A 23,133-nucleotide genomic window follows, 5' to 3' on the forward strand; every position below is an offset into this window, starting at 1 on the left:
TGGGCGACGCTGTCACGGTACCAGGCGCGTAACGTGTGGTGGGACACGCCAAGGAGCTCTCCGACTTCCTCGTACGCGCGTTGCCGTGAGCAGGACTCCAGACGGACCATCTCTAGGACTTGATGGATCGCCTTCTCCTTGAATTCGGCGGAATACTTTCTGGGCATAGTGCCAATCCTTCCTTAGCAGAGGTAGGAACTAAACCCAGGACGCTTCATGCTTTACCTCGCCGTCACTGCGCGATCCACTGCTCGCAGCGCTGCTGGACGAGCCGCAAGAGGGACTAGAGTTCGCGGAATCTCTTATGCGTGCCGTGCCGCGAGACTGGGCGCGGATGCGCTCGCAAGTGACAGCCACCGTGGCTGTTCTCGCGCAAGCTACAGGACAAACTGGCCTAGCAGGCGTGGCTGCGCACCGTGCCACTGAGCTGAGCGAGACGGAGAATTTTCCAGCACTGGTTGCTAGGACCATTGACCTGGGCTTAGGCACCAAACTTATTACGAGCGTGTACGAGGGGGCCGTGAAGGCGCGTCACATCTTGTTTGACGCTTAATTTTCTTACCTCGTTGCAGTTCATTGCTGCAGTGGGGTTTTCTTTTCTGTTAGTGCTGTGACCAGCGAAGATAGTCAACTTCTGTGGTTAGGGGAGCGGTGTCTAGACAGCAGAGCTGTCTCCAAAAAACGGTTTGAAGATAAATCCACAAAGGAGATACATTGAAGTGCGGTGGAAGGCGAACCAGGACGCCAGAGCGATAACCGAACCGCCCACAAGCGCTGCGACCAGGTAAATCAAGGCAGCCTTGAGGGAGAGCTGGTCATCATTGAAAATCTCGTAACGGTCTTCGTCGGTGAACTCGCCTGCGAGCCGGTTTGTGGAAAACTCTGTAGTTTCGTCAAAAGCTGGCGAAGCCTGTTGGGCTTCGCTGCATGATGAGGTGTCGGCCTGCTTGTCAACCATGCTTTTAAGTGTTGCACACGAACGTGAACGACCGGATACCTGCGACGTGGATATCGCTTTGAGGGACGAGTTCTTTAGAGTTTCACGGTAAGGTCTTTACGCGTCGCGAGAAGGAAAGCTCTCCAAAGGATTATTGAAGAACTGGCAAGCCCGATGACCAATCCCCACCACACCCCGTGAGGCCCTAGACCGATGGGAAAAGCAAGTATTAAAGCAGCTGGCAAACCTATAATCCAATAACCAGTGAGGGATGCCTTCAAACCAGTAGTGGTGTCGCTAATCCCGCGCAGGAGACCGATAGCTATGTTTTGTGCAGTATCGACAAATTCCATCACTGCGCCAATAGCCAACAACCCCAATGCGATGCTTAATGTCTCGGTGGCATTGGATTTCTCGGAGCTGCTTATAAATGGGGAAAGTACGAGGCGGGGAGCGCAAAGAAAGCTGACGGAAGCAACAGCAACGATGGCAGCCATCATCGTTTGAGTTCGAATGCCGACTTGGCGTGCAAGGGAGTTGTCATTCAGACCCCAAGCGCGACTCACAAGAATAGAGCTGCCGTGGGAGAACCCAACACCAATCTGGAAAACAATAAAGGTTATTTGATAGACGACGTTGTGCGCTGCGAGTGCTTCTGTGCCAAAGGATCCCATGACCATCGCCAGCACAGAAAACATGCCCGCTTCGGCTCCGTAGGTTGCTGAGACTGGAAGCCCCAGACGAAGCTGAGTGCGGACGAGGTGACGGAGCCTTCCGTGCATCGTGTCTCCGTCGGCACTCCAGAAATCGAGGGCAAGAAAAGTTGAGAGGTCGGGATCTCGGATGGTGATTCGCAGATAAATTAGGGCCGACAATAAATGAACCAGTGTGGTGGACAGTCCAATGCCTAGCAGACCCAATGCAGGAATAGGCCCGAACCCGAAACCGAGTGCGTAGTTCAATGCTGCATTCACTACAATCATCGCCACGGTGATGTGCAGTAGAGATTTTGGTTTGCCGAGGCCTACACAAAACTGACGGGAGACTTGGAACCACAAACAAGGAACAAGACCTGGCGCGAGCAACCACATCATGGAAGTGGCTGCGGAACTAATCTCAGCGGACTGGCCGAAAAACGGTAGGGCGTAGGCAATCGCCATCAGAACCAGTGCTCCCACTAGACCGCTGACAGTTGCTAATAGCCAGCCGGCGCGTGAGAGGTTGCGAATTTCGCGTTGCAGCGTAGCGGCAGATAGTTCGGAGTCCGCTCGCTCGCGAGATTTGCTTTCGTAGAGTGAATGAGCCGACGCAATTCTATTGCCCAGCGGTGTTAATAGGCCCACGGCCATTGTGCGTATCTGGTTAAACCACACAACTGCCAAACCTCCGCCAGCAAGAGCCCCGAGGCTAAGTTGGCCCATCATGAAAGTGTCGGTGGTTGAAATTGCGATATTCGCAAGCTGTGTGCCGGCAAGGGGAAGAGACAACGCCAAAATCTGGCGGTTTAGTTTCTGAGAGGTAGCTCCGGGCACTACTTTTCCTTCGACCATGAAACTCGTGTTGAATTTAGCGAAATTGGGCTTTCCCCAGCGCGCAATGACATAACTTGTTCCCAAATTTTGTCCTCGAGGGCGACATCGAGTAAACCACGTTCGGACATCCACTCATCGTTGAATACGGTATCTAGATACTTTTCCCCTCCATCGTACACCATGGTCAACGATGTAGAGCCAGCGGGAAAGCCCGGCAGGAGCTCGAGGGCTGCTATTACGGCTCCGCCAGCAGATCCTCCCAGTAGAAGCCCCATGTGCTTTCCGATTGTTCGGCATGCAGCGAAAGCTGCTTTGTCGGATACCTTTGCTCCGTAGTCGAGTAAGTCGTAGCGAACTGAAGTGCCGATAACTGCACCTTCGGGGGTGCCCGTTCCAGATTGCCAATAGTCGTGTCCAGGAGCACCGAATGCAATGGAACCTTCCGGTTCGACGCCTATAATAGTGGGACGGTGTCCCAATTGATGGAGACGTTCAGTAACTCCAAAGAGGCTTCCACCTGTGCCTACGGCACTAATGATATGAGTCGGACTTTCCCCAAGATCATTCAAAATTTCATCAGCTGCAGGGTAATAACCCATCGAGTTTGCGACATTGTCATGCTGCTTCATGAATACCCAGCCGTGTTGTTTGCCGAGCTCCTCAGCATGGTTTTCTCTAGCCGATGTGGCGAGCGAATCGTCATCTTGATTGGAAACGAAGCACATCTGTGCATTCATTGCACGCATGGAGTTCAATTTATCTTTACAAGAATGATTATCGACGACTGCTACGAAGTCGTATCCGCGCTCAAGTGCAAGAAGTGCTAAGCCCTGTCCAGTATTACCGGAAGTCGATTCAACGATAGTGCCATGCTCTTGAAGTCGGTTATCCTGCTCTGCCGCCTTAATCATCGACTGGGCCATCCGGATTTTCGCACTTCCAGTTGGGTTGAATTGCTCGAGCTTAAGCAAAACGCGACTTTTCTGGGGCGTACAGACAAGCTCGAACAGAGGAGTATTGCCAATGAGTTGAGACATCTGCGTATAAATTCTTTTTGGCATCTTTATTTGGCCTCTGTTCTAGCGATCTTCCGTGATGGTCATGGTGACAGGATTAAAGGCGTATTTCTGAGGAATCCGATATCCGTGGAAAGCAGACTCGTTCGAGTCCATTTGATACCCGGCTGTGTCGGGATAGACTAGGAAATCTCCAGGTCGAGGCCTGTCGGGGAGTTGAATCATTCTTTTGCTGAGATAATCGCTGTCTAAGCACGTTGATCCGGAAACTGCTGTTGCGGTAGCTACTCCCGAGTCGATAATGACTCCGTTGCGCACAAGGTATGGGTCCGGATAATACTCCGAGTTGAACCATTGCTCTGAGAGGCTGAGACTAGTTCCACGTACGACAGTTACTGTCCGTGCAGCATTGGGCAATGCGTGACACGAAAGAACAGGAAAGAAACTAGCACCCGCGAACTGGCATAAAGACCGTCCAGGCTCTGCCAAAATCTTTATGTTGTGACGATGAGCGCGCTGAGCCATGGAGTCCGAGCTGCGTCGAGTGGACTCCATATCTCGACGTGTCAGTGGGCGATGTTGATTAGCTATAAACCGTAGTGAGTATTGTCCGGATAAAGGTGATCCGAACGGATATTGGTCTTTAGGTTTATCCGAATCTATGAACATTTCGTTTTTTAGTCGAGATTGCAGGTTTCGCCAGACTCCATACTCGACTGAGCTTGTGGGAAATCCACCTCCAATGGAAATAGTGTCGGCCCGTGGAGACAGGGAGCGCACCTTGAGTAGGGTGTCGATTGCCAGATGCGACATGTTTATCCTCTCGTGGAGGTCATAACCGTTGCAGTGGAAACTTAGGCCGGTAATTTCGATGTTGGCACGGCCTTGGCTAAGACGAGCGGTTAGAGACAAGGCGGTATCGATGCTCATACCAAACCGTGTGGAGGGGGTTTGGTTCGCAATCCGGAGAAGAACTCGGAGCTGATTAGGCGTATCGATTTCGTCGACAAATTGGGAAATTATTCTTGAATCTACTTCATTGGAAATCGTTAGAGTTGCATCGTGGCAAACTGCCAAATGGATAAGTTCTCGACTCGGTGTAGCACCAGTAATGATTAATTTATTTCCTGGTACACCAGCGGCCAGAGATGATTGGAACTCTTCGACGCTGGCGACATCGATTCCACTGTCGAAACCACGAAGAGCACTCAGTGCTATCTCGCGACTGAAGTGCGCGGACTTATTTGCCTTTTTGCCAAACCGGATACCGAATTTAATGCCGACTTCCTTAGCGGTTGTATGCCAGGCTGAAAGTGTTTGAGCAAATTGGTTTGGGCAAAGGACATGAAAAGGGGTGTCGGAAAGCTCAGCAATGAAGTCAAGTTTCCCTGAGCCAATCAGAGCCGTTTGCCAGCTTGGAACATCAATCTTGCATGATATGGCACTTACCACAGGGATATCTCCGTCCCGAATCCCTGCTTAAGACCTTCCTTGGCGAGGATTTGGCCGACAGCGATATCGGTTAGAACTAGTCCGCTGTTATAGCAAAACGTAGTTTCGTCAATACGAGGCAGTTTGCGCCCTTTGCGGAGCAAATCGGATAGTTCGGCATGGACATTCGGCAACCGACCATCGGTGTCAGCGTAATCGCGACCGGTAACATTCATCTGTTCGATACTCGTCGTGATGACTCTGCTCGCTTGATGACAGATATCAGGGGCGATTCCGTAGCCCACAACAACGACGGTTGCGTGCCGGGGAATATCGGATGCTGTGACAGTACAACGAGTCTCAGGTCCAGCGGCCCCGATAATGAGATCACAGTTTGAACTCACAGTTGTAGGATCGTCTACAATCTTGATTCTTATTTTTCGGCCAAGCTTCACTGCTGCTGTTGATGCAATCTTGGCGCCTTTCTCTAGTCCCACGCTGTGGCTGCCGGCGAGATAAATCGTGTTTAATGTTTCAAAGGTTTCAAGGAGAAAAGGGGCTGCGTTTTGTCCTTGGGTTCCCGAACCGATGATGAGAGCGCTCTGAGGAATTGCACCAGCATACTGTGCCAATAGCGCTGAGACTGCCGGGGTTCTGAGAGTTCCTGCCGCAGCGCCGTCGAGAAGTGCAATAGGATATCCGCTGGAATCGTCGTACAGTGTGAGGGTCGTGTAATAGCTTCTATCCCTGGCGCTTTGTTGGTGAGTTTTGCTCCAATGGGTATAGGAAGTCTTGAATCCGACGGAATTTGAAGAACGACTTCTGCCGACCATCGAGTAACTCACGCTTTCAGGTACTTCAACTTTGATTTTCCCTGGGCACAGAGTTCCTGGCTGGTCGAGCTCGATGAGAGCGGATTTCACCGACTCGAGTACGGACTCGGGTGAAATTTTTATTTGAGCTAATTCTGATCTGCTGAGGACGGTCAGGTTAGTTCGCTGTTTCATAGGATTTCACCATCCATAAATCGGATGTGTTGGCCGTAGCCGGGTTCGTTGATTTCATTGATGGGGCGTGTGTTTTTGGTTCCCATAATGTTGATGCGTAGCATCCAGCGGTCGGTCCCGTCGTAGTTGGCTACGAAAGGTACTCGTCCGTGGGCGCATCGGTCATTGTTGATGATGACCATCTGACCTGGCTTTATAGGCACCGTATAGGTGACAGTGTGAAGAGCCTGTTGAAGCTTCTCAAATGCCTCCCACCACTGTAAGGTTCCAGAATTTTTGTCTGTGTAGGCGGGGTCAAACCTCATGCCTAAATTGCCATCAGTTTTCCAGATTGATGTCATGGCAGTAGGAGCTGCATATTCGTAATCACCGTAAGATGCATCTGGAATAATGATGGCTCCGTCCCCGGTTAGAATTTTTTTCGAATCTACATCGAGTAGATGCCATGCTTCATCGATGGGGGCCAGCGTAGTGCCGACATTTTTGGGGTTACGAAGACCAAATAAAGCGAAGTGCGTCGCGCGCCGCGGATGAAAAGCATCTTCCGTGTGCAGAGTCAATGTGGTGTTGCTGCTGGCGCCAACTTGCTGGTTCTCCTGGCCGCGGGTCGGCACCAAGTCTGTGGTGATACGGCCTTTCTGCTGTCCGAACCATCCGAATGGGCGACCGACAGCGCTAGCGATAATCGCAAGAACGAATCTCCAGGTTCGGACCTTGCCAACGCATTCCTGCCACGTGGCTGGGGTAGGTCCGTGAACTGCAGGGAAGGGAAGTCCATGGATGGAAGTGGCATGGGCAGTAGGGGAGAGCAGAATTAGTTCTTTCAGTTCCTCCAGCTCATCAGTCAAAAGATGATTGATGGCATTGTACGAGTCGGGAGAGCTAATCTTCTGTGTCGCAGCCAGTTCGTCGGCAGCTTTAACGATCCTGTGTGAGAGTTCTTGGCTCAGGTGCAAATTCTGCTTGACAAAGAGATTAGGTGAGGGTAACCTATGCTGTAAAGGGTGACCTAGATAATTATTCTTAAAAGAATTTCGTTAGTAGGCTTGCCTAAGCTTTACTGCTGCTGTAGTTGTTAGTAATGTCTTTTCTCCTGTGGGCAGTCTTTCTTAGAGATTAAGGAACCATCATGACCAATTTTTCTCGACGCCAATTCCTCGCTGCAATGGCAGTTATTGGGACAGGCACTTTTCTGACGGCGTGTACGTCACGAGAGTCGACGGCAGGGGATGGGGCTGCCAGTGGGGATGAAGTCGAAAACGTTAATGTGCTGCGTGTTGGGGCTCTCGGGAAAGCGGCAAGCGCTCAACGAGACCCTTACCAGCTTTTGCCTAATGATTCAGATATGCTTATTAGCTCCCTGATCTGGGAGGCTCTGACGGTGCCGGGCGAGAAAGAAACTGTAGTGCCACGCCTGATGCAGGAATGGAAACAGAATAATCCGACTGAGTGGGAATTTATGATTGCCGACGGTGCTACCTTCCATGATGGTTCCTCGGTCACATCTGAAGATGTCGTGTGGTCGTTGAAGAAGATGCTTTCGGATGAGGAAAACTCATTCCGGCTTCCAGTGATGCCTGATAGCATTCGTGCTGCTGGAGCCAACGTCGTTGTGATGGAAACTGCGGAACCGAATTCACAGCTTCCGATGCTTGCGCGATTGATGACCTTCGTGATGAAGAAGGGTTCTTCTGCTGAAAAGCCCATTGGATCGGGGCCGTTCCAGCTGGTCAGTTGGGAAAATGGTTCTGCTAAGCTCAAGCGTTTCGATAACTATCACGGAACAGTAGCAGGAGTTGCTGAGGTCCATGTCATTCCATTTGAAGACTCCACCGCAATGACTAATGCGCTGTTGTCCGGGCAAATTGACTTAGCTCAAGCTGCGGGTCCTATTGCGGCCCGATCCGTCGAAGGAAATGAAGATATAAAGATTGTGCGCCGGATGAATGACTCGGTTATTCCACTAATCATGCGTACCTCAGATGGGCCTTTCTCAGATGTGAGAGTTCGTCAGGCGCTGCGCCTTGCAGTTGATCGGGAGCAAATCATCCAACGAGCTCTCTCCGGTTATGGAACCCCTGCAAACGACATTCTTGGAACGGCAGATTCGAACCTGGATTCTTCGTTAGTGCGTAAGCGTGACGTTGTGAAAGCGAAGAATCTCCTCCAAGAGGCAGATTTTGACCTTGAGAAAACGTATGACTTGTACGTTACCCCTGAGGCTCCGGGTCAAGTAGAGGCGATGAAGGTTATCGCTGATCAGGTGAAAGAAATCGGCATGACTCTCAATGTAGTGGAGCAGGATTCGGGTACTTTCTACGACGAGACATGGACCAAGGCAGACCTATATTGTGGCTATTGGGGAACTAACGATTCCGTGCTCTTCTTCGCCGGGAAGGTTCTCGACGGTGACGCGGCCTTTAATGAGACCGCATTTGATGATGCTGAATTCAACGAGATCTATGACCAGGTACTGGAAAGCACCGATACTGAGAGAATTAACCAGCTAAGCCGCCAGCTGCAGAAGATTGAGTTCGAGCGATCCGGGTATCTGGTCTGGGGTGCATCCGACGGCGTCGATCTTGCGAGAGCGAATTTGAGTGGTCTGCCTAAGGCTCCAGGCTATGGTCGTCTCCTCCTTGAAACTGTCAAGAAGGCTTAGTGTGTCAGCGGAAATCGCGCGTTGGCTTATTCCTCGGCTGATAATTCGTGGAGGCTTACTTTTCGCAGTTCTCGGACTTGTTTTTGTAGCGATTGATCGACTGCCCGGTAATGCTGCCTCCGCAATCTTGGGCGCAAACCGGACCCCGGAAGCTCTGGCAGCGCTAGAAAGAAACCTGAATCTTGATAAGCCGCTTATGGCCCGCTTCCTGAGCTGGCTGGGAAGTGCGTTTGCGGGCGACTTTGGTACTTCCGTAAACGGAGTACCGATTATTAATCTGCTGAGTTCAGCGCTGCCTGTGACGCTGGCAACAACTGGTATGGCATTTTTAGTCACTGCTGTTCTTTCGGTAGCAATCGCCATTTTTTGGGCTTCACGTGCTGAAAAACCCTGGATTTCGCACATTATTGACCGATCGACAGTGGCATTAATTGCGCTACCAGAGTTTGTCGTTGGTGTGTTTCTGGTAGCGGTATTCTCTCTCTGGCTTGGTTGGTTTCCCGCGGTCACTATCACCGCGGAAGGCTTGCCAACCCAGATAAGTATGTACGCATTACCGGTTATGGCGCTGGTAATTCCTCAGGCGGCCTGGAATTCGAGAATGCTTTTCGCAGCGTTCGAGGATGCTTCTCACAACACTGCGGTCCGCAATGCTGAGCTAAACGGAATCGTGGGAAATCAGCTGGCACTTCGACATATCCTGCCGCTATCCGCACCGACATTTGCTACTTCAATGGCTACAACAGCAGGTGTTTTGGTAGCAGGGACAGTCACAGTCGAAGCGTTATTTAACCATCCTGGAGTGGGGCTTTTGGTGTCTAATGCAGTCGCGCAACGGGATATCTCGGTGATTCTTGCCGTACTTGCTGTAACAGGGGCGATCATATTGGTGTTGCTGACTGTGGCAGATGCAATAAAAGTCGCATTCACCCCGAAGGTGCAACTATGATTCGAAGGTTTTTAGCGGGGGCCTTTATCGCCCTAGTGTTAGGCGGACCGGTCGCTGCTGGTTTGTTTGGCATTGAACTGTCGGCGCATGGCGTGCCCTTCGCTAACGGTAACGAGGAGGGCTTCCTAGGAACAGAACACCTGGGGAGAAGTGTGGGCGCTGCGGTGCTTGTTGGCGGCCAGTCCTTGGTCGTAACTGCAATAATCGTCGGTTCTTTAACCACGGTATTTGGCACCCTACTCGGTATCTTGGGGGCGCTAAGGCCAAAACTGGGTTTCTTTATTGAAGCAGTGGCGGATGCCACGATCTTGGTGCCGGCGGTAATTCTTTTGCTTTTAACCGCTGTGTTATATCCCAATGGAGGATTGCCTTTACTTATCAGCGTTTCTGTCGCAGTCGGTACTCCATACGCCGCCCGCGTAGTCGCTGCCGCAACCTATCCCGTTGCTAGCGCTGGCTATGTTCAGGCTGCACAGGGCAGTGGCGCAACGACCGTCTCGATAATTTTTCGGGACATCATTCCCAATATTTCGGCTGTACTTCGTTCGGTGTGGAGTCTTCGCATTATCGAGGCACTGTATGTTCTGGCAACAGCGAGTTTCCTTGGGGTCGGGAGAAGTTTAGGTGAATTCGCTTGGTCAGCGATGGTGCGTGACAACGCAAGCGGAATATCTCTTAACCCGTGGTCAGTGCTTGCACCGGCTGCTGCATTGGCTGCGACATCGATTGCTGTAGTGGCACTAATTAATGGGGACCAGAAGGAATTGAAGGATGTGTCTATCTCGTGATTGATGTAGATATTTCCGTGAGGCAAGGTCGGCACGTTATCCTACCCCGCACAGTGCTCACTGCCCGAGCGGGTGAAATTACGGTTTTAACTGGGGTGAGCGGCTCCGGGAAGACCTCACTTTTAAAGGCATTGATTGGTGCGGTACCGGAGAGATCGGAAGTAATTGGTGAGGTTTCTGTCGAGTCCAGTGAGTGGCGAGACGTAAACCCGCTGGAGCTTTCATCATGTGAATTAGCTCATTTTCGCCGTGAGCACATTGCTTTCGTAGGACAGGATCCGGGCGCCGAGTTGCCACCATTGATGTCAGTAGCCCGGATGCTCCGGGAGCTAGCTCCAGCGGCCGACGTTGCAGCGTTGCTGCAGCGTGTAGATCTTCCAGCCAGCATTGCTTCCCGACGTATTCACCAGCTTTCTGGTGGACAGCAGCGACGGGTGGCACTGGCTCGGGCACTATCGCGTTCGCCTGAAGCCATCGCTCTTGATGAGCCCTTCGCCGGCCTTGACTCCGATACTTCGACGGTAATCGCTCATCTGCTAAGAGGCCTCGCGGATAGTGGCGTTACGGTCATTTTCACCGCCCACCAGGTTCCTAAGCTTGCGATTTGCATTGACTCGGTCGTGGCTGTCGGGAATGGAACGGAAAAAAGCGATTCGATCACCCAGCGCGTGGAACGCCAGAGTGTAGAGACGACTTCTGGCCACAGCCCGCGTTCAGTAACGAAAGGCATCCAGGTCACAGAACTCTCCAAAGCCTCGATTGGTGAATCTATGCCGGGGGCGGGGGCAGGGGCGGGCGCGTCTCCAGTCTTAAGAGTTTCCAACCTGAGCTGCGTGAATAATGAACGCGTGACTCTTTTTCAGGGCCTCTCTTTCGCTGTACAGCGTGGCACTATGGTTGGGGTCAAGGGACCGTCGGGAAGCGGAAAGTCGACACTACTTCGGTGCCTAATCGGGCTAAACCACGCAGAGTCGGGTGAGATTGAATGTGCTGGTGTAACTCGTGAAGCTAAGCGTACATGGCCACGGAAGAATCGTTTGATGATGCAGATAGTTCCGCAGGATCCTGCCTCTACGTTGAACCCGAAAATGACCGCGCTCGATGCCGTAGAGCGTGCAGCCCGGGTGTCGGTAAGGGGTCGCCGTGACGCACGCCGAGCGGCAATAGATTTACTCGATAAAGTCGGTATCGATAAGCAGCTCGCACAGCGTAAGCCAAGTGGACTCTCTGGAGGGCAGAGGCAGCGTGTTGCAATCGCACGTGCTCTAGCCGTGCGCCCAAAGCTCCTGCTCTGCGATGAAATTACCTCGGCGCTTGATTATCAAGCAGCGACCAAAGTGATGAGCGTTCTGCAAGAACTCAACAGCGAGGGAATGGGCATAGTTCTAGTCAGTCACGATGATGAGCTGCTGCAATCGTATTGCTCCACGGTTATCCCAATTGGAACTGCAGCTGTGGGTTGAGACCAAAGCCCTGCTATTCGGGCCTTGGTCCCCTCCAGACCTTAAATAGGCAGCATCTTGAAGATCGGGCGCGGGATGTGCTTCAGCACCATCATCATCATGCGCGACTACACGCACACGGACCTAGAACTGCTCTACATGCTCGCAGACGGCATCGACGGCGAGGAAGCTGACCCGGGTTCAACGCAGGAACTGCGCGACCTGGAAGCAGAGGGGCCAGCCTTCCCTGAGTCGTGCTCTAACACGGCACAGCAGCAGCGGTAAAACCACTGCTCAAACACAAAATCGAAAGACTACACAGTCAACTACTCATAAGGAGAAAACTAATGTCCAACCCATTCAACGCAGGCGTCATCACCGGCAATGCAGCACGCGCTCCCAAGCTGTTCGAGCACGCAAACGGCAGCGCAACGGTGAAACTCAATGTCTATGCGCGCAACGCCTTCAAAAACAAGTCCACCGGCGAGGTTGAGTCCGAGATGGTTGAGCTGACCGGCTACGTCAAGGACGCTGATAACCCCGGCGTCTTTAGCTGCATTCATGCCGGAGATCGCATTGCAGTGAGCTACTCGCTGAAAACCGATGTCTTTACCGACAAGGAAGGCGTGAAGCACTACCCGCTGCTCGCACGAATTGATACTGTGCAGCTCATCGACTCTAAGGCTGAGTCTGCGGCGCGTGCTGCCCGTCGAGGCAACGACGCTGCGGCAGCCGCACTGGCAGGCGCTGGCACCAATGAGACACCGTTCTAGTACCGAAACCCCGCAGGGAAACCTGCGGGGTTATCTTTTCTTCAAAATACTGGGGATGCCGGGTCTGTACGGCGCCGGAGCGTCGACGGTAAGGAGTGGGCACCCCTCATCGCGTACCGCCATTTCGCTAACCACTACACAGTGCAGTACGCGTGTTGTTTTACCCACTGTGTACATGTCTTTTCGTTAGGTACGGGCCTGTCTCCCGAAAAGTAGACATGTTAGGGGTTAGCTATGCTGCTTGGGCCGTGGACCATGATGTTTATTTCGCCTTGGCCTAAAGCCATCGATGCCATGCTTGCTGCCATCCACGAACAGACCGTATCCATTGCCGGCGCAGAATACGCCGAACTTGGCGTAGCAATGTCCGCCACAGATGCACTAACCAAACTAGAGCATCGTAAAGAAATAGAAGCGCAGGTACTCAAGCTGATTCAGGACATTCCGCAGACCGAGATTCTTTTATCCATGCCCGACATCGGCCCTCGTAGCGCCGCGCAGATACTCATGACTGTTGGCGATATGTCCGACTTCCCCGATGCAGCGCACCTAGCGTCCTATGCAGGCCTATCACCGCGGACGAATCAGTCGGGAACGTCCATCATGTCGAATTCGCCTAACCGCGCTGGCAACAAAAATTAAAGAACGCCCTATGGCAATCGTCTTTTGCATCGATCAGATTCCACGAGCGTTCCCGGCAATTCTATGAACGAAAACGCAAAGAAGGCAAAAGACACAACGCCGCAGTCGTCGCACTCGCACGCCGACGCCTCAACGTCCTCTTCGCCATGATGCGAAACGGCGAGCTCTACCGAGACATCTCCACAGTCCAGGAGGCCGCAGCAGCCTAGAACCAACAGACCCTCACCTCAAGCCGATTGCACAGCAAGCCCAATCGGCTCCTCACCGTGCCCGAAAACAACATCCACAAGGAAAAGCAGAAACCCTTCACACCCCCAACAAACTCACCCACGGAATTGACAAACTATATAGGAACACCTCCCTGGGCGATGGTGCAGGCGCGGAGAGCGCCGCTGTTGCCGATGCCGCGCCCAACACCGCGACGGTAGTAGAGTACCCGCTGCCGGTGCAGGAGTTTGCGGTGACCCGCTACGATTTGCCCGCCGGCACCACGGTTTCCACGCAGCTTCCCGGACCGGCCATCGCCCTGGCTACTTCTGGTGTGGTCACGGTAAACGACCTGGAGCTAGCCCCGGGCGAGGCCGCCTGGTTGCCGGTAACCGGCGGCGACACTACCCGCCTTAGCGCGGCCGCGGGTAAAGATTCGCAGCTCTTTATCGCGGCGGCGCGCCCTGCGCGGCAAGTAGCGCTACCGCGCCGCTGGGGACGCCGCCGCGCGACAAGTAGCACTGTCGCGCTAACCGGCGCTATTTACGACATGGTGGGGCGGCGGAACGCAGCTGCGGCGGCTAGCAGCACTACGGTGAGTGCTACCATCCAGGCCACGAAAGCCCAGACTGCGGTGCCGGGCTGGCCGGTGGCAAGGATTTCGGCGCTTGGCGTGCCGTCGATGGCGGCGCCGGCGCGGGCGGCGAAGGTAAGCGGATTCCACCGGGCGATGGGTTGAACCACACCAGCGAATTGCTCCACGGGCACGAGGCCGCCGTTAAGTGCCATGGCCGCCATGATGATGGGGGCCGGGCCAATGGCGGCCTCCGGGGTGGCGCACATCGCGCCCACCATGGCCGATAGCGAGGCGGCCACCACCGCGCCGAAGATGATGACTAACAGCACCCAGCCAAACCCGGCCAGCGTGTGAATACGCAGGCCAGAAGCCACGGAAGCCAGCAGCACCGCGCAGCCGGAGATAAGGCTGCGTAAGGAATCGAAACACCAGCGGCCGAAGATCTCCGGGCTGGTGCCGTAGCGCGTGGTCGCGATGCGGGTGGTGATACCGCGTTGGCGTTCCTTAATTATCTGCGCGGCGGCGGAGGTGCCATTCATCAGTTCGCTGGAAAGGATGAGCGCGATGGTAAGCGGTAACGCGTCGAGCGTGGCAGAGCCTTGCGAGGCCGCCATGAGGTCGCCAAACAGCCACCGCATGACCAGGAACATCAAAACGGGACCAGCCACGGTATTGGTAATTACCGCGCTATCGCGGCGGGCGGCGCGCAGGTGCCTTCCAAAATGCGTGGCGACAGTGGACAGCCAGGTGGTGTCGTGCGACACGGTGGCGGTGGTGTGGTTAGTCATGTTTCCTCCCCTGGAAAGCGGTGATAAAGCCCCATACGCCAACGACGGTCATGGCGATGAGCCAGCACAGTGCTTCGACTCCGCGCGCCCCCAGGGCAGCGCCACCTAGTAGGTTGCGGGCGGTGTCCAAGATGGGAGATAGCGGTACGTGCCGGATGATGGGGCCAATGCCGCCGGGCAGCGCATCCGCAGGCACGAATGCGGTGGAGAACATCACCATGACCAGCACGAGGTTTTGGAAGAGCAAGGACGCCGAGGTGGGCTTGGGGGCCAACAGGCAGGAGCCATCGATAAACGCGGAGAGGATGATGGTGAGGGCGGCGAAAAGGGCGATGGTAAGGATAATACGACCCGGTCCGGCAGCGTAGCGGGCACCGAGCAGGATCGTGGTGAGGACGACGATGCTGCACGACCACGCGGCGCGGGTGAGATCTGCCAGCAGCCGGCCGACGACCGTGGCCCAGGCGGGCGTCCCGGTGGCGCGGATGCGGTCGTGGATGCCGTTTTCGGCGTCACGCGTAATCGCCAAGGAGGAGCCCCCGGCGGCGAACACAATCGCCTGAATAACGCCGGCGGGCAGGAGGAAGGCGGCGTAATCGATGCCGAGTTCCGTCGAAGCCTTGGCGAAGGTGGCGTAAAAGATGACCATGAACAGGCTGGGTATTGCCACGGCGGAAACCATTACGGCCTTGTTGCGGACGGTGCGCAGGACATTGCGGTGCCACGAGGCAGCGACTGCTCCGAGCGCGTTCACTGGGAGCCTCCACCGGTGTGGGGAGCCTGCTGCGCGATGTCGCCGGACCCGGCGATAGCGAAGTAGACATCGTCCAAGGAGGGCGGAACCAAGGAGACGTCCGCGACCGAGGTGTCGTCGCCATCCCACAAGGCCAGCGCCCGGACTAGGGTGCGGTGGCCATCGGGCGCATCGACGCGCAATACGGTGTCCTCTTGGCGGCAGTCGATGCGGTGTTCTTGCAAGGTGTGGGTGAGGCGTGCGGCATCGTCCGGGCTAGACATCGTGATGAGGCACACCGTGGTGCCATAGCGGTCCTTGAGCTCGGCGGGGGTGCCTTCGTCGAGCACCTTGCCTCCGGCGAGCACGGCGACGCGGTCTGCGAGCTGGTCAGCTTCTTCCAGGTATTGGGTAGTAAGCAGGATCGAGGTGCCGTCGGCCGCCAGCCCGCGGACGGTATCCCACACGGAGCTGCGCGCGGCGGGGTCGAGGCCCGTGGTCGGCTCGTCGAGGAACAGCAGCGCGGGCGGGACAGTGAGGGAGGCGGCGATATCTAACCGCCGGCGCATGCCGCCCGAGTATGCCGAAACCAGGCGGTCGGCGGCGCCAACCAGATCGAAGCGCTCAAGAAGTTCCGCGGCGCGGGCCTTCGCATCGCTAGCTTTAAGCCCTGCCAGGCGGCCAAAGAAGATGAGGTTTTCCTTGCCGGTAAGCTCCTCATCCACTGCGGCGTATTGCCCGGTCAGCGCGATGGAAGCGCGCACCTTGGAAGGATCCGTGGCTAAGTTGTGGCCATCGATGATGGCGGTTCCGCCCGTGGCGGGCAGCAGCGTGGAAAGGACATTGACCAAGGTTGTCTTGCCGGCACCATTGGCGCCTAGGACGGCGAGGATGCCCCCGCGCGGAATGGCGAGGGTCACACCGCGCAGGATTTCCGTTCGCTTCTTGACTTTTCCCAGGCTACATCGCAGATCTTGGACATCAAGCACCAGGTCGCGGCCTTTTGCGTGGGCGCTGGTTGAGGGGACTGCGGTGGCGCTGGGGTCACCGCTAGCGGTTGCCGTGGTGGGGTTTTCTTTCATGATTCATCCCTGGATATACGTCAACGGTCTATTAGACGGCGCACCGATTCTCCTACCGCAGAAGGAAAACCGATTATTGCCCGCGAACGATGGATTGTGGTCCACGGAGCAAGCGCCTGGGGTAGTGCCAACTAATCCTTAGAAAATGATGTATGTCTAGCGGCACCGGGTCGTGCACAGCGCCCCGCAGGAGAGGGCTGCACAGGTCGGCTGATCGGCGGCGACGCTGCAGGTTGCTGCAAAGTTGAGCATACCATAATTAGGCATGGCATGCTTGACAATTAAGTCGAAGGCCTGTAAGCTACCAAGTGTGAGCTAAGAATCTGGGTATTCCGACTAGTCAGGGTCAAACCGCGTGGCTGACCGTAATTCGTATTGTGGCTCGCGCCTCTCAAGCGCAAAGGAGTATCCATGGATTCTCGAGAGCAAATCGAAGATAAGATTCTCTGCGGTCAGCCCTTCCGCCCTATTGAGGACCCGGATCTCTATTACGAGATGATGGAGGCGGCGGAGAAGTGTCACGATCTCAACCAGCTTCGTCCACTTCAAACAGCGGAGAAGCAGGCAGTGATGGCAGACCTGCTTGGTGAACTGGGGGAGCGCTTAATGGTTTTCCTGCCATTTCATGTCCAATATGGCTCGAAAATCAAGGTCGGAGATGGCGTGACCTTCAATCGAGGAACGACGGTACTTGATATGGCCCCGGTGACATTTGGCAATGAGGTCATGGTTGGTCCATGGTGTTCCTTCTTTGCTGGCAATCACGCCTTAGACCCCGTAGAGCGGCAATACATGGTGTGTACCGGGGGTGCGATCACCATACAAGACCATGTGTGGCTTGGTGGCAATTGCACGGTAACTGCGGGTGTCACGATTGGGCATGGTGCAGTAATTGGTGCTGGCAGTGTTGTGACAAGAGATATTCCGCCCATGGTACTCGCAGCCGGTAATCCGTGCCGAGTCATTCGTGATATTGGCCCGGAAGATAAGCTCATGGGGGAGTCTTGGGTTCCTGAGTGGCCTAGTTGGATTACGGATTGAGACGGCTGTGAAAGTTCTCGCGGTCGTCCTGGGTTCTGAGGGTGATATGCTGCCATTTGCGCACCTTGGTGTCGCACTTCGAGATCGTGGCCACCAGTTTGTTTTGGCTGGGTTTAGCGAATTCGGCGGGAGTTTTCGTGCAAACGGGGTGGACTACATCGAGTTACCCGGTGATTACCGGGCGTTAATGAAGCGCCTTTTGGGCGATAGTAAAGGCATGATGGACACTGTCTTAGGTATCCGTGAGATGATATCTGAAGCCCACGTTTTCGATGTGTTAGAGCATGCCATGGATGGCGTTGACGTGGTCATGTACACCCAATTCAGTGAAGTTGCTCGGTTGTTAGGGGCTGCACGCGGAGTCCCCAGCGTTCGGGTGCAGGTTTTCCCTAGCGAACCCTGCCTCCGTTACAGCCTCGTGGATCCGCGAAAACTGGACGGCTCTGTCGGAGCTCTGGTCACCCACTGGATGTCCAATACTCTGATGGCTTGGGCGATGCGCCCAGTGATAGCGGCATGGCGCCGTAGGTTGGGGCTGCGTCAGCGAGCGCTCTCCTCTCCACCAACCACGATCTACCAATTCAGTCCCGCGTTGAGTCCGCCGGCGCCGGAATGGAAAAACCACATTCACGTCACTGGCGAGTGGCTTGACCCGCACCACAGTGAACTCGCCCTAGACCCAGCAGTCGAGGAGTTTGTGGCTGCCGGCTCGGCCCCGGTTCTGGCAAGCTTTGGGAGTATGGTCTCAGATCGCGTTTATGACCTTCAACGATGGACTCGAGACGCGTGCATCGAGCATGGTCTGCGGGCGATAATCGTCGATCCCGATCATGAGCCTGGTGTGAGAGAAGGAATCCTCACCGTCGCCCGGGTCCCGTTCGCGACTGTGCTTCCGTGGTGCCGTGCAGGCATCTGCCACGGCTCACTGGGCACCACCGGGGCGATCCTGCGCGCCGGCAAGCCGTGCCTTGCGGTTGCATTCGGTGGTGACCAACACTTCCATGCCAACGCAGTTTGTCGAAACGGTGCCGGGCCGAACTATATTGACGCCCAGCGAGGCGAACTGAGTGCCCAGTCCCTGGCCGCCGGAATTGCCGATTTGGTAAGTGGAGCATACGACTCCGCAGCCCGCAGGATGCCCGAGTTGCTTGCCACAGACCCGGGTACCGTCGCAGCAGTAGAAATCGTGCTTAATCAGTCCGACCTAGCGAAAGGCGAAAAATGACAGAAATCAGCTGCGAGGGAGTCTTTCCGTTTGTGGCCGGACATCGCACTGGAACCCTCTTGTTTTGCTTCCATCACGCAGGAGGCAGCGCTTCCGTCTATCGTGGATGGGTGGGGGTCAACCCAAGCATTGACGTGGTGCCGGTGGAGCTTCCCGGAAAGGCAACCCGTCGCCGAGAGAAATGGGTAAGCGACTTTGACAAGCTCGCCGATATGTGCGCAACCGAGATAGTAGATCTGGCGGCGGGCGCGCCGATTGCGTTGTACGGCCACTCCATGGGGGCAGCGCTGGCCTACCAGGTTGCTGCCTGCCTGCAGCAGATGCATAGGCCCACTATACCGGAAGCCGTGGTGGTGGCCGCACGGCAGGCGCCCGGAGAAACCGTGCCTGGGGAATACCACTCGTCAATGGGGTTCGGTGCGCTGCGCAGGGAGTTTGAGAAGGTAGGTGGCACACCACCTGAGATCCTTGCCAATGATGATGTGATGAAGCTGCTGCTCGCTGACATTCGTCGCGATTATGTGTTACACGAGGGCTTTCACCATGCAACCACGGTGCTTCGCTCTCCTGTGCTGGCATTGGCGGGGGATAGCGACCCAGCTGTCAGCCCAGAGATGCTTTCCCGGTGGGAAAATTTTACCAGCGGTAGTTTTGAACTGAAGGTCCTGCCGGGTGGGCATTTCTTCCCGCTCGATACTGGAACCGAGTTCCTCGACCTGCTTGCCGGTTTTCTAGCGGGAATTACTGGGAACACTGCCTGGTTAGCGCGGAACAATGCGTGATTGTGACTGTTAAGTAAAGAGGCCCCGATGACCGAACAAAAACCACCCATTACATTTAGGCAAATATCTCAACCTGCCCACCGGCAGATCACGGTGTCGCTGCTATTGGCGGTGCTGGCGGCGGTTTTGTCGCTGGTGCCGGTAATCGTGCTGGTTGAGCTGGTGCGCACCGTAATGCTGTCCTTCCAGGGAGAGCCGATAGATGCGTCAAAGCTGTGGCTGCTAGTCGCGGCGCTCATGGTGGCCACCGTCCTACATGGACAGGCAACCGTGAAGAGCCTCCAGGTAAGCCACCAGGCCGACGGCCTTTTGGGCGAGCACTTACGCCAGCAGCAGATTACCAAGCTGGGTAGGCTCCCGCTGTCTTGGTTTACGCGGACACCTTCGGGGACTGTGAAAACCTACATCGAAGACGACGTCACCAAGATCCACCAGCTCATCGCCCACGCGCCGCACGATTATTCGGCCGGTGTACTCGTACCGCTATTGAGCCTGGGATACATGTTCGTGGTGGACTGGCGGATAGGCCTGCTGGGCCTGGTACCACTGCTGTTGGCAGTGGCCACCATGCCGTTTATGATGCGCGAGTTTCAAGAAAAGGCGGAGAAATTTAAGTCCAGCCAGAAGCAGCTAGACGCCGCCGTCGTAGAGTTGGTGCGCGGCATCCCGGTTATCAAGGTGTTTGTTCCGGAAGGCTACGACGAGAGCATTTTCCTTAGTCGTTCCCGGAGTTTTGGTGGGTTCTATCGCGAGTGGTTGCACGCCACCGTACACCCCACCGCTTTGATGAAGATCTTCACCTCCACCGGGTTTGGCCTGCTGGTGGTAGCCGCGGCCAGCCCGTGGCTCATCACGTCTGCGGGCGTACCAGTGGCCGATGTGCTGGCAGCGTTTTTGTTCATCAACAACATCGCCGCGCCTCTGCTTATGCTTTCGCGCACTAACATCATGTTTTCGGAGGCGAAGGCTGCCGCGGCGGATCTCACCGAGTTCTTCAACATCCCGGTATTGCCGCCCGCTGCTGGCGGCAGGGAGCCTGCAAACGCCGGAATTGAGTTGAAAGATTTAAGCTTCTCCTACGTGCCGGACACCCCGGTGCTTTCCGGCATTAACCAAAAACTTACCGCCGGCAGCATCACTGCGGTGGTGGGACCTTCCGGCTCGGGGAAGTCCACGTTAGCCGCGCTCATCCCCCGGCTATTAGACCCCACGGAGGGGTCGGTGCGCATTGGTGGCGTCCCTAGTACTGATCTCCGATCTGACCAGCTCTACCGTAGGGTAGGGTTCGTCTTCCAGGACCCTTACCTTATGCGGATGAGCGTGCGGGATAACATTCGCCTCGCTCACCCGGAGGCCACCGACGCAGACGTGGTTCGCGCCGCCCGCGCCGCCCAGATTCATGAGCGCATTACCCATCTGCCGCGCGGCTACGACTCGGTGGTGGGAGAGGACGCGCAGCTTTCCGGTGGCGAGCAGCAGCGGCTGGCTATTGCCCGGTCCATCTTGCTCGACGCGCCGATCCTCGTGTTGGATGAGGCCACCGCTTTTGCGGATCCGGACTCCGAGGCCGCGATCCAGCGGGCCATTACCGAGCTGGTGGCCGGGCGCACGCTAGTAGTTATCGCACACCGGCTCCACACGATCACCGGCGCTGACCGGATCCTCATGCTGGAAAACGGTGAGGTCACCGAAGCAGGCACTCACGAAGAGTTAGTGGCGGCAGGCAAGGGCTACGCCACGATGTGGGCACGCTACCAAACCGCGCAGGCGGGCATCCAAGGGGAGGAAAAATAATGATCCGCACGCTCTATTCACTGGGCAGTCCGGCTGATCGTCGCCGTCTGGTGCTGGTCCTTACGCTAATTGGGATTTCCGCGGTGGCGTTGGCCATTGGCTTTATCCTCATTGCACTGTTTTTGGACACGCTGTTTAGCGAAGATCCCGCGCAGGCCGCAGCATGGTTGCCCTGGATCATTATCTCCGTCCTCGTCTACGCCGCCGCAGACTGGCCCACTGAGGTTATTGCCCAGGACCTGGGGCATGATTACGTGCTGCGCATCCACCGGCTTATCGCCGATCGCACGGCACAGCTACCCCTGGGCTATTTTGAAGAAGATCGCGCCGGCCAGATCGGTGTTGTAGCCACCAGCGGTGCGCTGTTTGCCGCTAACGCGCCGGCAATGATGCTGCGGCCCATGCTGCACGGTGCTGCCTCGGCCGGTTTGGCTTGCGTGTTTCTCATCGCCGTGGACTGGCGGCTGGGGCTGGTTACCGTTGCAGTGGCTGCCGTGGTGTGGTTCGCCTATAACCGCCTAATGCGGCAGTACCGCGTGGCAGAGCGCCAGAAGGGCGAGCGCAACGAGCACGGCGCCGCGGAGGTGCTGGAGTTCGCCCAGGTGCAGCCGGTGCTGCGCATGGCTGGGCCGGATTCGCTGGGGGAGCGCGCCGTGCGCGCCTCGATTCGAGAGCAGCTTAGCGCCCAGCAGCACACCCAGAAGACAGGTGAGATGATCATGGGTCGTCTGGCTTTAATCATCATGGTCGGTACCGTGGTCATTGATGCCCTGGCCACCGTGCTACTTCTCAACCACTGGCTAGAAGCAGGCACCTACATTGGCGTCATTGTGTTGGTGTTCATCCTGGCTCGCGTTGCTATGTCGGGCATACCCTACGGCGAGGGCTTGGAATCCGCGCGCAATACCTTAGATGAGATCCAAAAGATCCTCGATGCGCGGGTGTTGCCGGAGCCTGCGGTTCCGGCGGCGCCACGCGACTATGGCATCGAGTTCGATGGGGTGGGCTTTGGCTACGAACCCAACACCCCAGTGGTCCGCGACGTGAGTTTCCGCGTGGCGCCCGGAACTACTACTGCGTTGGTGGGTCCCAGCGGCTGCGGCAAGAGCACCTTGCTAAAACTTGCGGCACGCTTCTATGACGTTGACCAGGGGACCATCCGTATCGGTGGTGTGGATATTCGCGATCTTGGCTCCCGGGCGGTGTTGGATTCGCTGGCTATGGTGTTCCAATACGTGTACCTCTTCGAGGACACACTGTATGAAAACATCCGCCTGGGCTGCCACAATGCAACGCGGGAGGAGGTGCTCCGCGCAGCGGAGTTGGCCGGTGTCACCGAGATTGCCCGGCAGCTGCCGCAGGGGTTTGACACCCTGATTAGCGAGGGCGGGCAGAATCTCTCCGGTGGTGAGCGTCAGCGTGTCTCCATCGCTCGTGCGCTACTGAAGGACGCGCGGATCGTGCTGCTTGATGAGGCGACTAGCTCTCTAGACGTGCAGAATGAGCACCTTGTGATGCGCGGTATGAAAACGCTTTCTGCCGAGCGCACCATCGTCGTCATTGCGCACCGGCTGCACACCATCCGCGACGCGGACCAGATTGTGATGATGAGTCCCTCCGGCACCGTGGAGTCTATCGGCAACCACGAGGAACTCATGGAGAGTTCCCCACGCTACCGCAGCTTCTGGGGTGAAAAGAGCGACGCCACCAGCTGGAAGCTGTAGG

The 23,133-nt window shown here is 55.9% G+C and carries 20 protein-coding genes and 3 pseudogenes; 13 read left to right on the forward strand and 10 right to left on the reverse strand.

The annotated features are described in order from the left end of the window. The 7 genes from FPP74_RS08080 to FPP74_RS08115 form a co-directional block, all read right to left on the reverse strand. Positions 1-167, reverse strand: a 167-nt coding sequence (locus FPP74_RS08080) for a transposase (RefSeq protein WP_144717136.1), incomplete at its 3' end; no start/stop codon positions are given. 488 nt (positions 168-655) lie between these two features. Continuing rightward, complete coding sequence (locus FPP74_RS08090; protein ID WP_255456102.1) at positions 656-958, reverse strand: hypothetical protein; 303 nt, start codon at positions 956-958, stop codon at positions 656-658. Positions 959-1,032: 74 nt separating this feature from the next. Continuing rightward, positions 1,033-2,553 carry an MATE family efflux transporter gene (locus tag FPP74_RS08095; protein WP_255456103.1) on the reverse strand — a complete coding sequence of 507 codons (1,521 nt, stop codon included), beginning with the start codon at positions 2,551-2,553 and terminating at the stop codon, positions 1,033-1,035. Then, positions 2,469-3,530, reverse strand: a complete 1,062-nt coding sequence (locus tag FPP74_RS08100) for a PLP-dependent cysteine synthase family protein (RefSeq protein ID WP_095275793.1) — start codon at positions 3,528-3,530, stop codon at positions 2,469-2,471. The genes FPP74_RS08095 and FPP74_RS08100 overlap by 85 nt, the downstream gene beginning before the upstream one ends. Before the next feature lie 18 nt (positions 3,531-3,548). Then, positions 3,549-4,937: an alanine racemase gene (locus tag FPP74_RS08105; RefSeq protein ID WP_076772194.1), complete on the reverse strand. Its 1,389-nt coding sequence runs from the start codon at positions 4,935-4,937 to the stop codon at positions 3,549-3,551. Beyond that, a complete protein-coding gene (locus FPP74_RS08110) occupies positions 4,931-5,923 on the reverse strand; it encodes an ornithine cyclodeaminase (protein ID WP_046648446.1) in 993 nt (330 codons plus the stop codon). Before FPP74_RS08110 ends, FPP74_RS08105 begins: the two co-directional genes overlap by 7 nt. Continuing rightward, positions 5,920-6,771: a TauD/TfdA family dioxygenase gene (locus FPP74_RS08115; protein ID WP_255456104.1), complete on the reverse strand. Its 852-nt coding sequence runs from the start codon at positions 6,769-6,771 to the stop codon at positions 5,920-5,922. Before FPP74_RS08115 ends, FPP74_RS08110 begins: the two co-directional genes overlap by 4 nt. A gap of 281 nt (positions 6,772-7,052) precedes the next feature. On the opposite strand from FPP74_RS08115, the gene FPP74_RS08120 reads away from it, so the two are divergent. The 8 genes and pseudogenes from FPP74_RS08120 to FPP74_RS08150 form a co-directional block, all read left to right on the forward strand. Beyond that, complete coding sequence (locus tag FPP74_RS08120; protein ID WP_095275788.1) at positions 7,053-8,585, forward strand: ABC transporter substrate-binding protein; 1,533 nt, start codon at positions 7,053-7,055, stop codon at positions 8,583-8,585. A gap of 1 nt (position 8,586) precedes the next feature. Next, positions 8,587-9,534 carry an ABC transporter permease gene (locus FPP74_RS08125; protein ID WP_246821926.1) on the forward strand — a complete coding sequence of 316 codons (948 nt, stop codon included), beginning with the start codon at positions 8,587-8,589 and terminating at the stop codon, positions 9,532-9,534. Beyond that, complete coding sequence (locus FPP74_RS08130) at positions 9,531-10,322, forward strand: ABC transporter permease subunit (RefSeq protein ID WP_070851612.1); 792 nt, start codon at positions 9,531-9,533, stop codon at positions 10,320-10,322. The genes FPP74_RS08125 and FPP74_RS08130 overlap by 4 nt, the downstream gene beginning before the upstream one ends. Before the next feature lie 95 nt (positions 10,323-10,417). Then, positions 10,418-10,829, forward strand: a pseudogene (locus FPP74_RS12510) (ATP-binding cassette domain-containing protein); the annotation flags it as partial. A 365-nt stretch (positions 10,830-11,194) separates the two neighbouring features. Continuing rightward, positions 11,195-11,785: pseudogene (locus FPP74_RS12515) on the forward strand (ABC transporter ATP-binding protein); the annotation flags it as partial. Between the two features lie 57 nt (positions 11,786-11,842). Continuing rightward, positions 11,843-12,049: a hypothetical protein gene (locus FPP74_RS08140; protein ID WP_095275783.1), complete on the forward strand. Its 207-nt coding sequence runs from the start codon at positions 11,843-11,845 to the stop codon at positions 12,047-12,049. 62 nt (positions 12,050-12,111) lie between these two features. Further along, positions 12,112-12,537 (forward strand): single-stranded DNA-binding protein, encoded by a 426-nt coding sequence (locus FPP74_RS08145; RefSeq protein WP_144717884.1) that lies wholly within the window; start codon positions 12,112-12,114, stop codon positions 12,535-12,537. A 285-nt stretch (positions 12,538-12,822) separates the two neighbouring features. After that, positions 12,823-13,388 (forward strand): annotated as a pseudogene (locus tag FPP74_RS08150) (transposase); the annotation flags it as partial. Between the two features lie 541 nt (positions 13,389-13,929). Here the strand turns inward: FPP74_RS08150 and FPP74_RS08155 are convergent. From FPP74_RS08155 to FPP74_RS08165, 3 genes are read right to left on the reverse strand one after another with little or no spacing between them, the layout of a single operon-like run. Then, complete coding sequence (locus FPP74_RS08155; RefSeq protein ID WP_014303356.1) at positions 13,930-14,751, reverse strand: ABC transporter permease; 822 nt, start codon at positions 14,749-14,751, stop codon at positions 13,930-13,932. Beyond that, entirely contained in the window at positions 14,744-15,505 is a 762-nt protein-coding gene (locus FPP74_RS08160) for an ABC transporter permease (RefSeq protein ID WP_014303357.1), read from the reverse strand. The genes FPP74_RS08155 and FPP74_RS08160 overlap by 8 nt, the downstream gene beginning before the upstream one ends. Beyond that, on the reverse strand, positions 15,502-16,566 hold the full coding sequence (locus tag FPP74_RS08165) for an ATP-binding cassette domain-containing protein (protein ID WP_014303358.1): 1,065 nt from the start codon (positions 16,564-16,566) through the stop codon (positions 15,502-15,504). Before FPP74_RS08165 ends, FPP74_RS08160 begins: the two co-directional genes overlap by 4 nt. Positions 16,567-16,977: 411 nt before the next feature. Here FPP74_RS08165 and FPP74_RS08170 point away from each other — a divergent pair, with 411 nt between their 5' ends. From FPP74_RS08170 to FPP74_RS08190, 5 genes are read left to right on the forward strand one after another with little or no spacing between them, the layout of a single operon-like run. Further along, on the forward strand, positions 16,978-17,607 hold the full coding sequence (locus FPP74_RS08170; protein WP_014303359.1) for a sugar O-acetyltransferase: 630 nt from the start codon (positions 16,978-16,980) through the stop codon (positions 17,605-17,607). A 7-nt stretch (positions 17,608-17,614) separates the two neighbouring features. Further along, a complete protein-coding gene (locus FPP74_RS08175; protein ID WP_066511036.1) occupies positions 17,615-18,832 on the forward strand; it encodes a glycosyltransferase in 1,218 nt (405 codons plus the stop codon). After that, on the forward strand, positions 18,829-19,614 hold the full coding sequence (locus tag FPP74_RS08180) for a thioesterase II family protein (RefSeq protein ID WP_023018093.1): 786 nt from the start codon (positions 18,829-18,831) through the stop codon (positions 19,612-19,614). Before FPP74_RS08175 ends, FPP74_RS08180 begins: the two co-directional genes overlap by 4 nt. Positions 19,615-19,641: 27 nt before the next feature. After that, positions 19,642-21,408: an ABC transporter ATP-binding protein gene (locus FPP74_RS08185; protein ID WP_034970331.1), complete on the forward strand. Its 1,767-nt coding sequence runs from the start codon at positions 19,642-19,644 to the stop codon at positions 21,406-21,408. Beyond that, positions 21,408-23,132, forward strand: a complete 1,725-nt coding sequence (locus FPP74_RS08190) for an ABC transporter ATP-binding protein (RefSeq protein WP_095275745.1) — start codon at positions 21,408-21,410, stop codon at positions 23,130-23,132. Before FPP74_RS08185 ends, FPP74_RS08190 begins: the two co-directional genes overlap by 1 nt. The last annotated feature ends 1 nt before the right edge of the window (position 23,133 follow it).

The sequence above is a fragment of the Corynebacterium sp. NML180780 genome (genome assembly GCF_007786415.1).
In the GTDB taxonomy this organism is placed as follows: Bacteria; Actinomycetota; Actinomycetes; order Mycobacteriales; family Mycobacteriaceae; genus Corynebacterium; species Corynebacterium gottingense.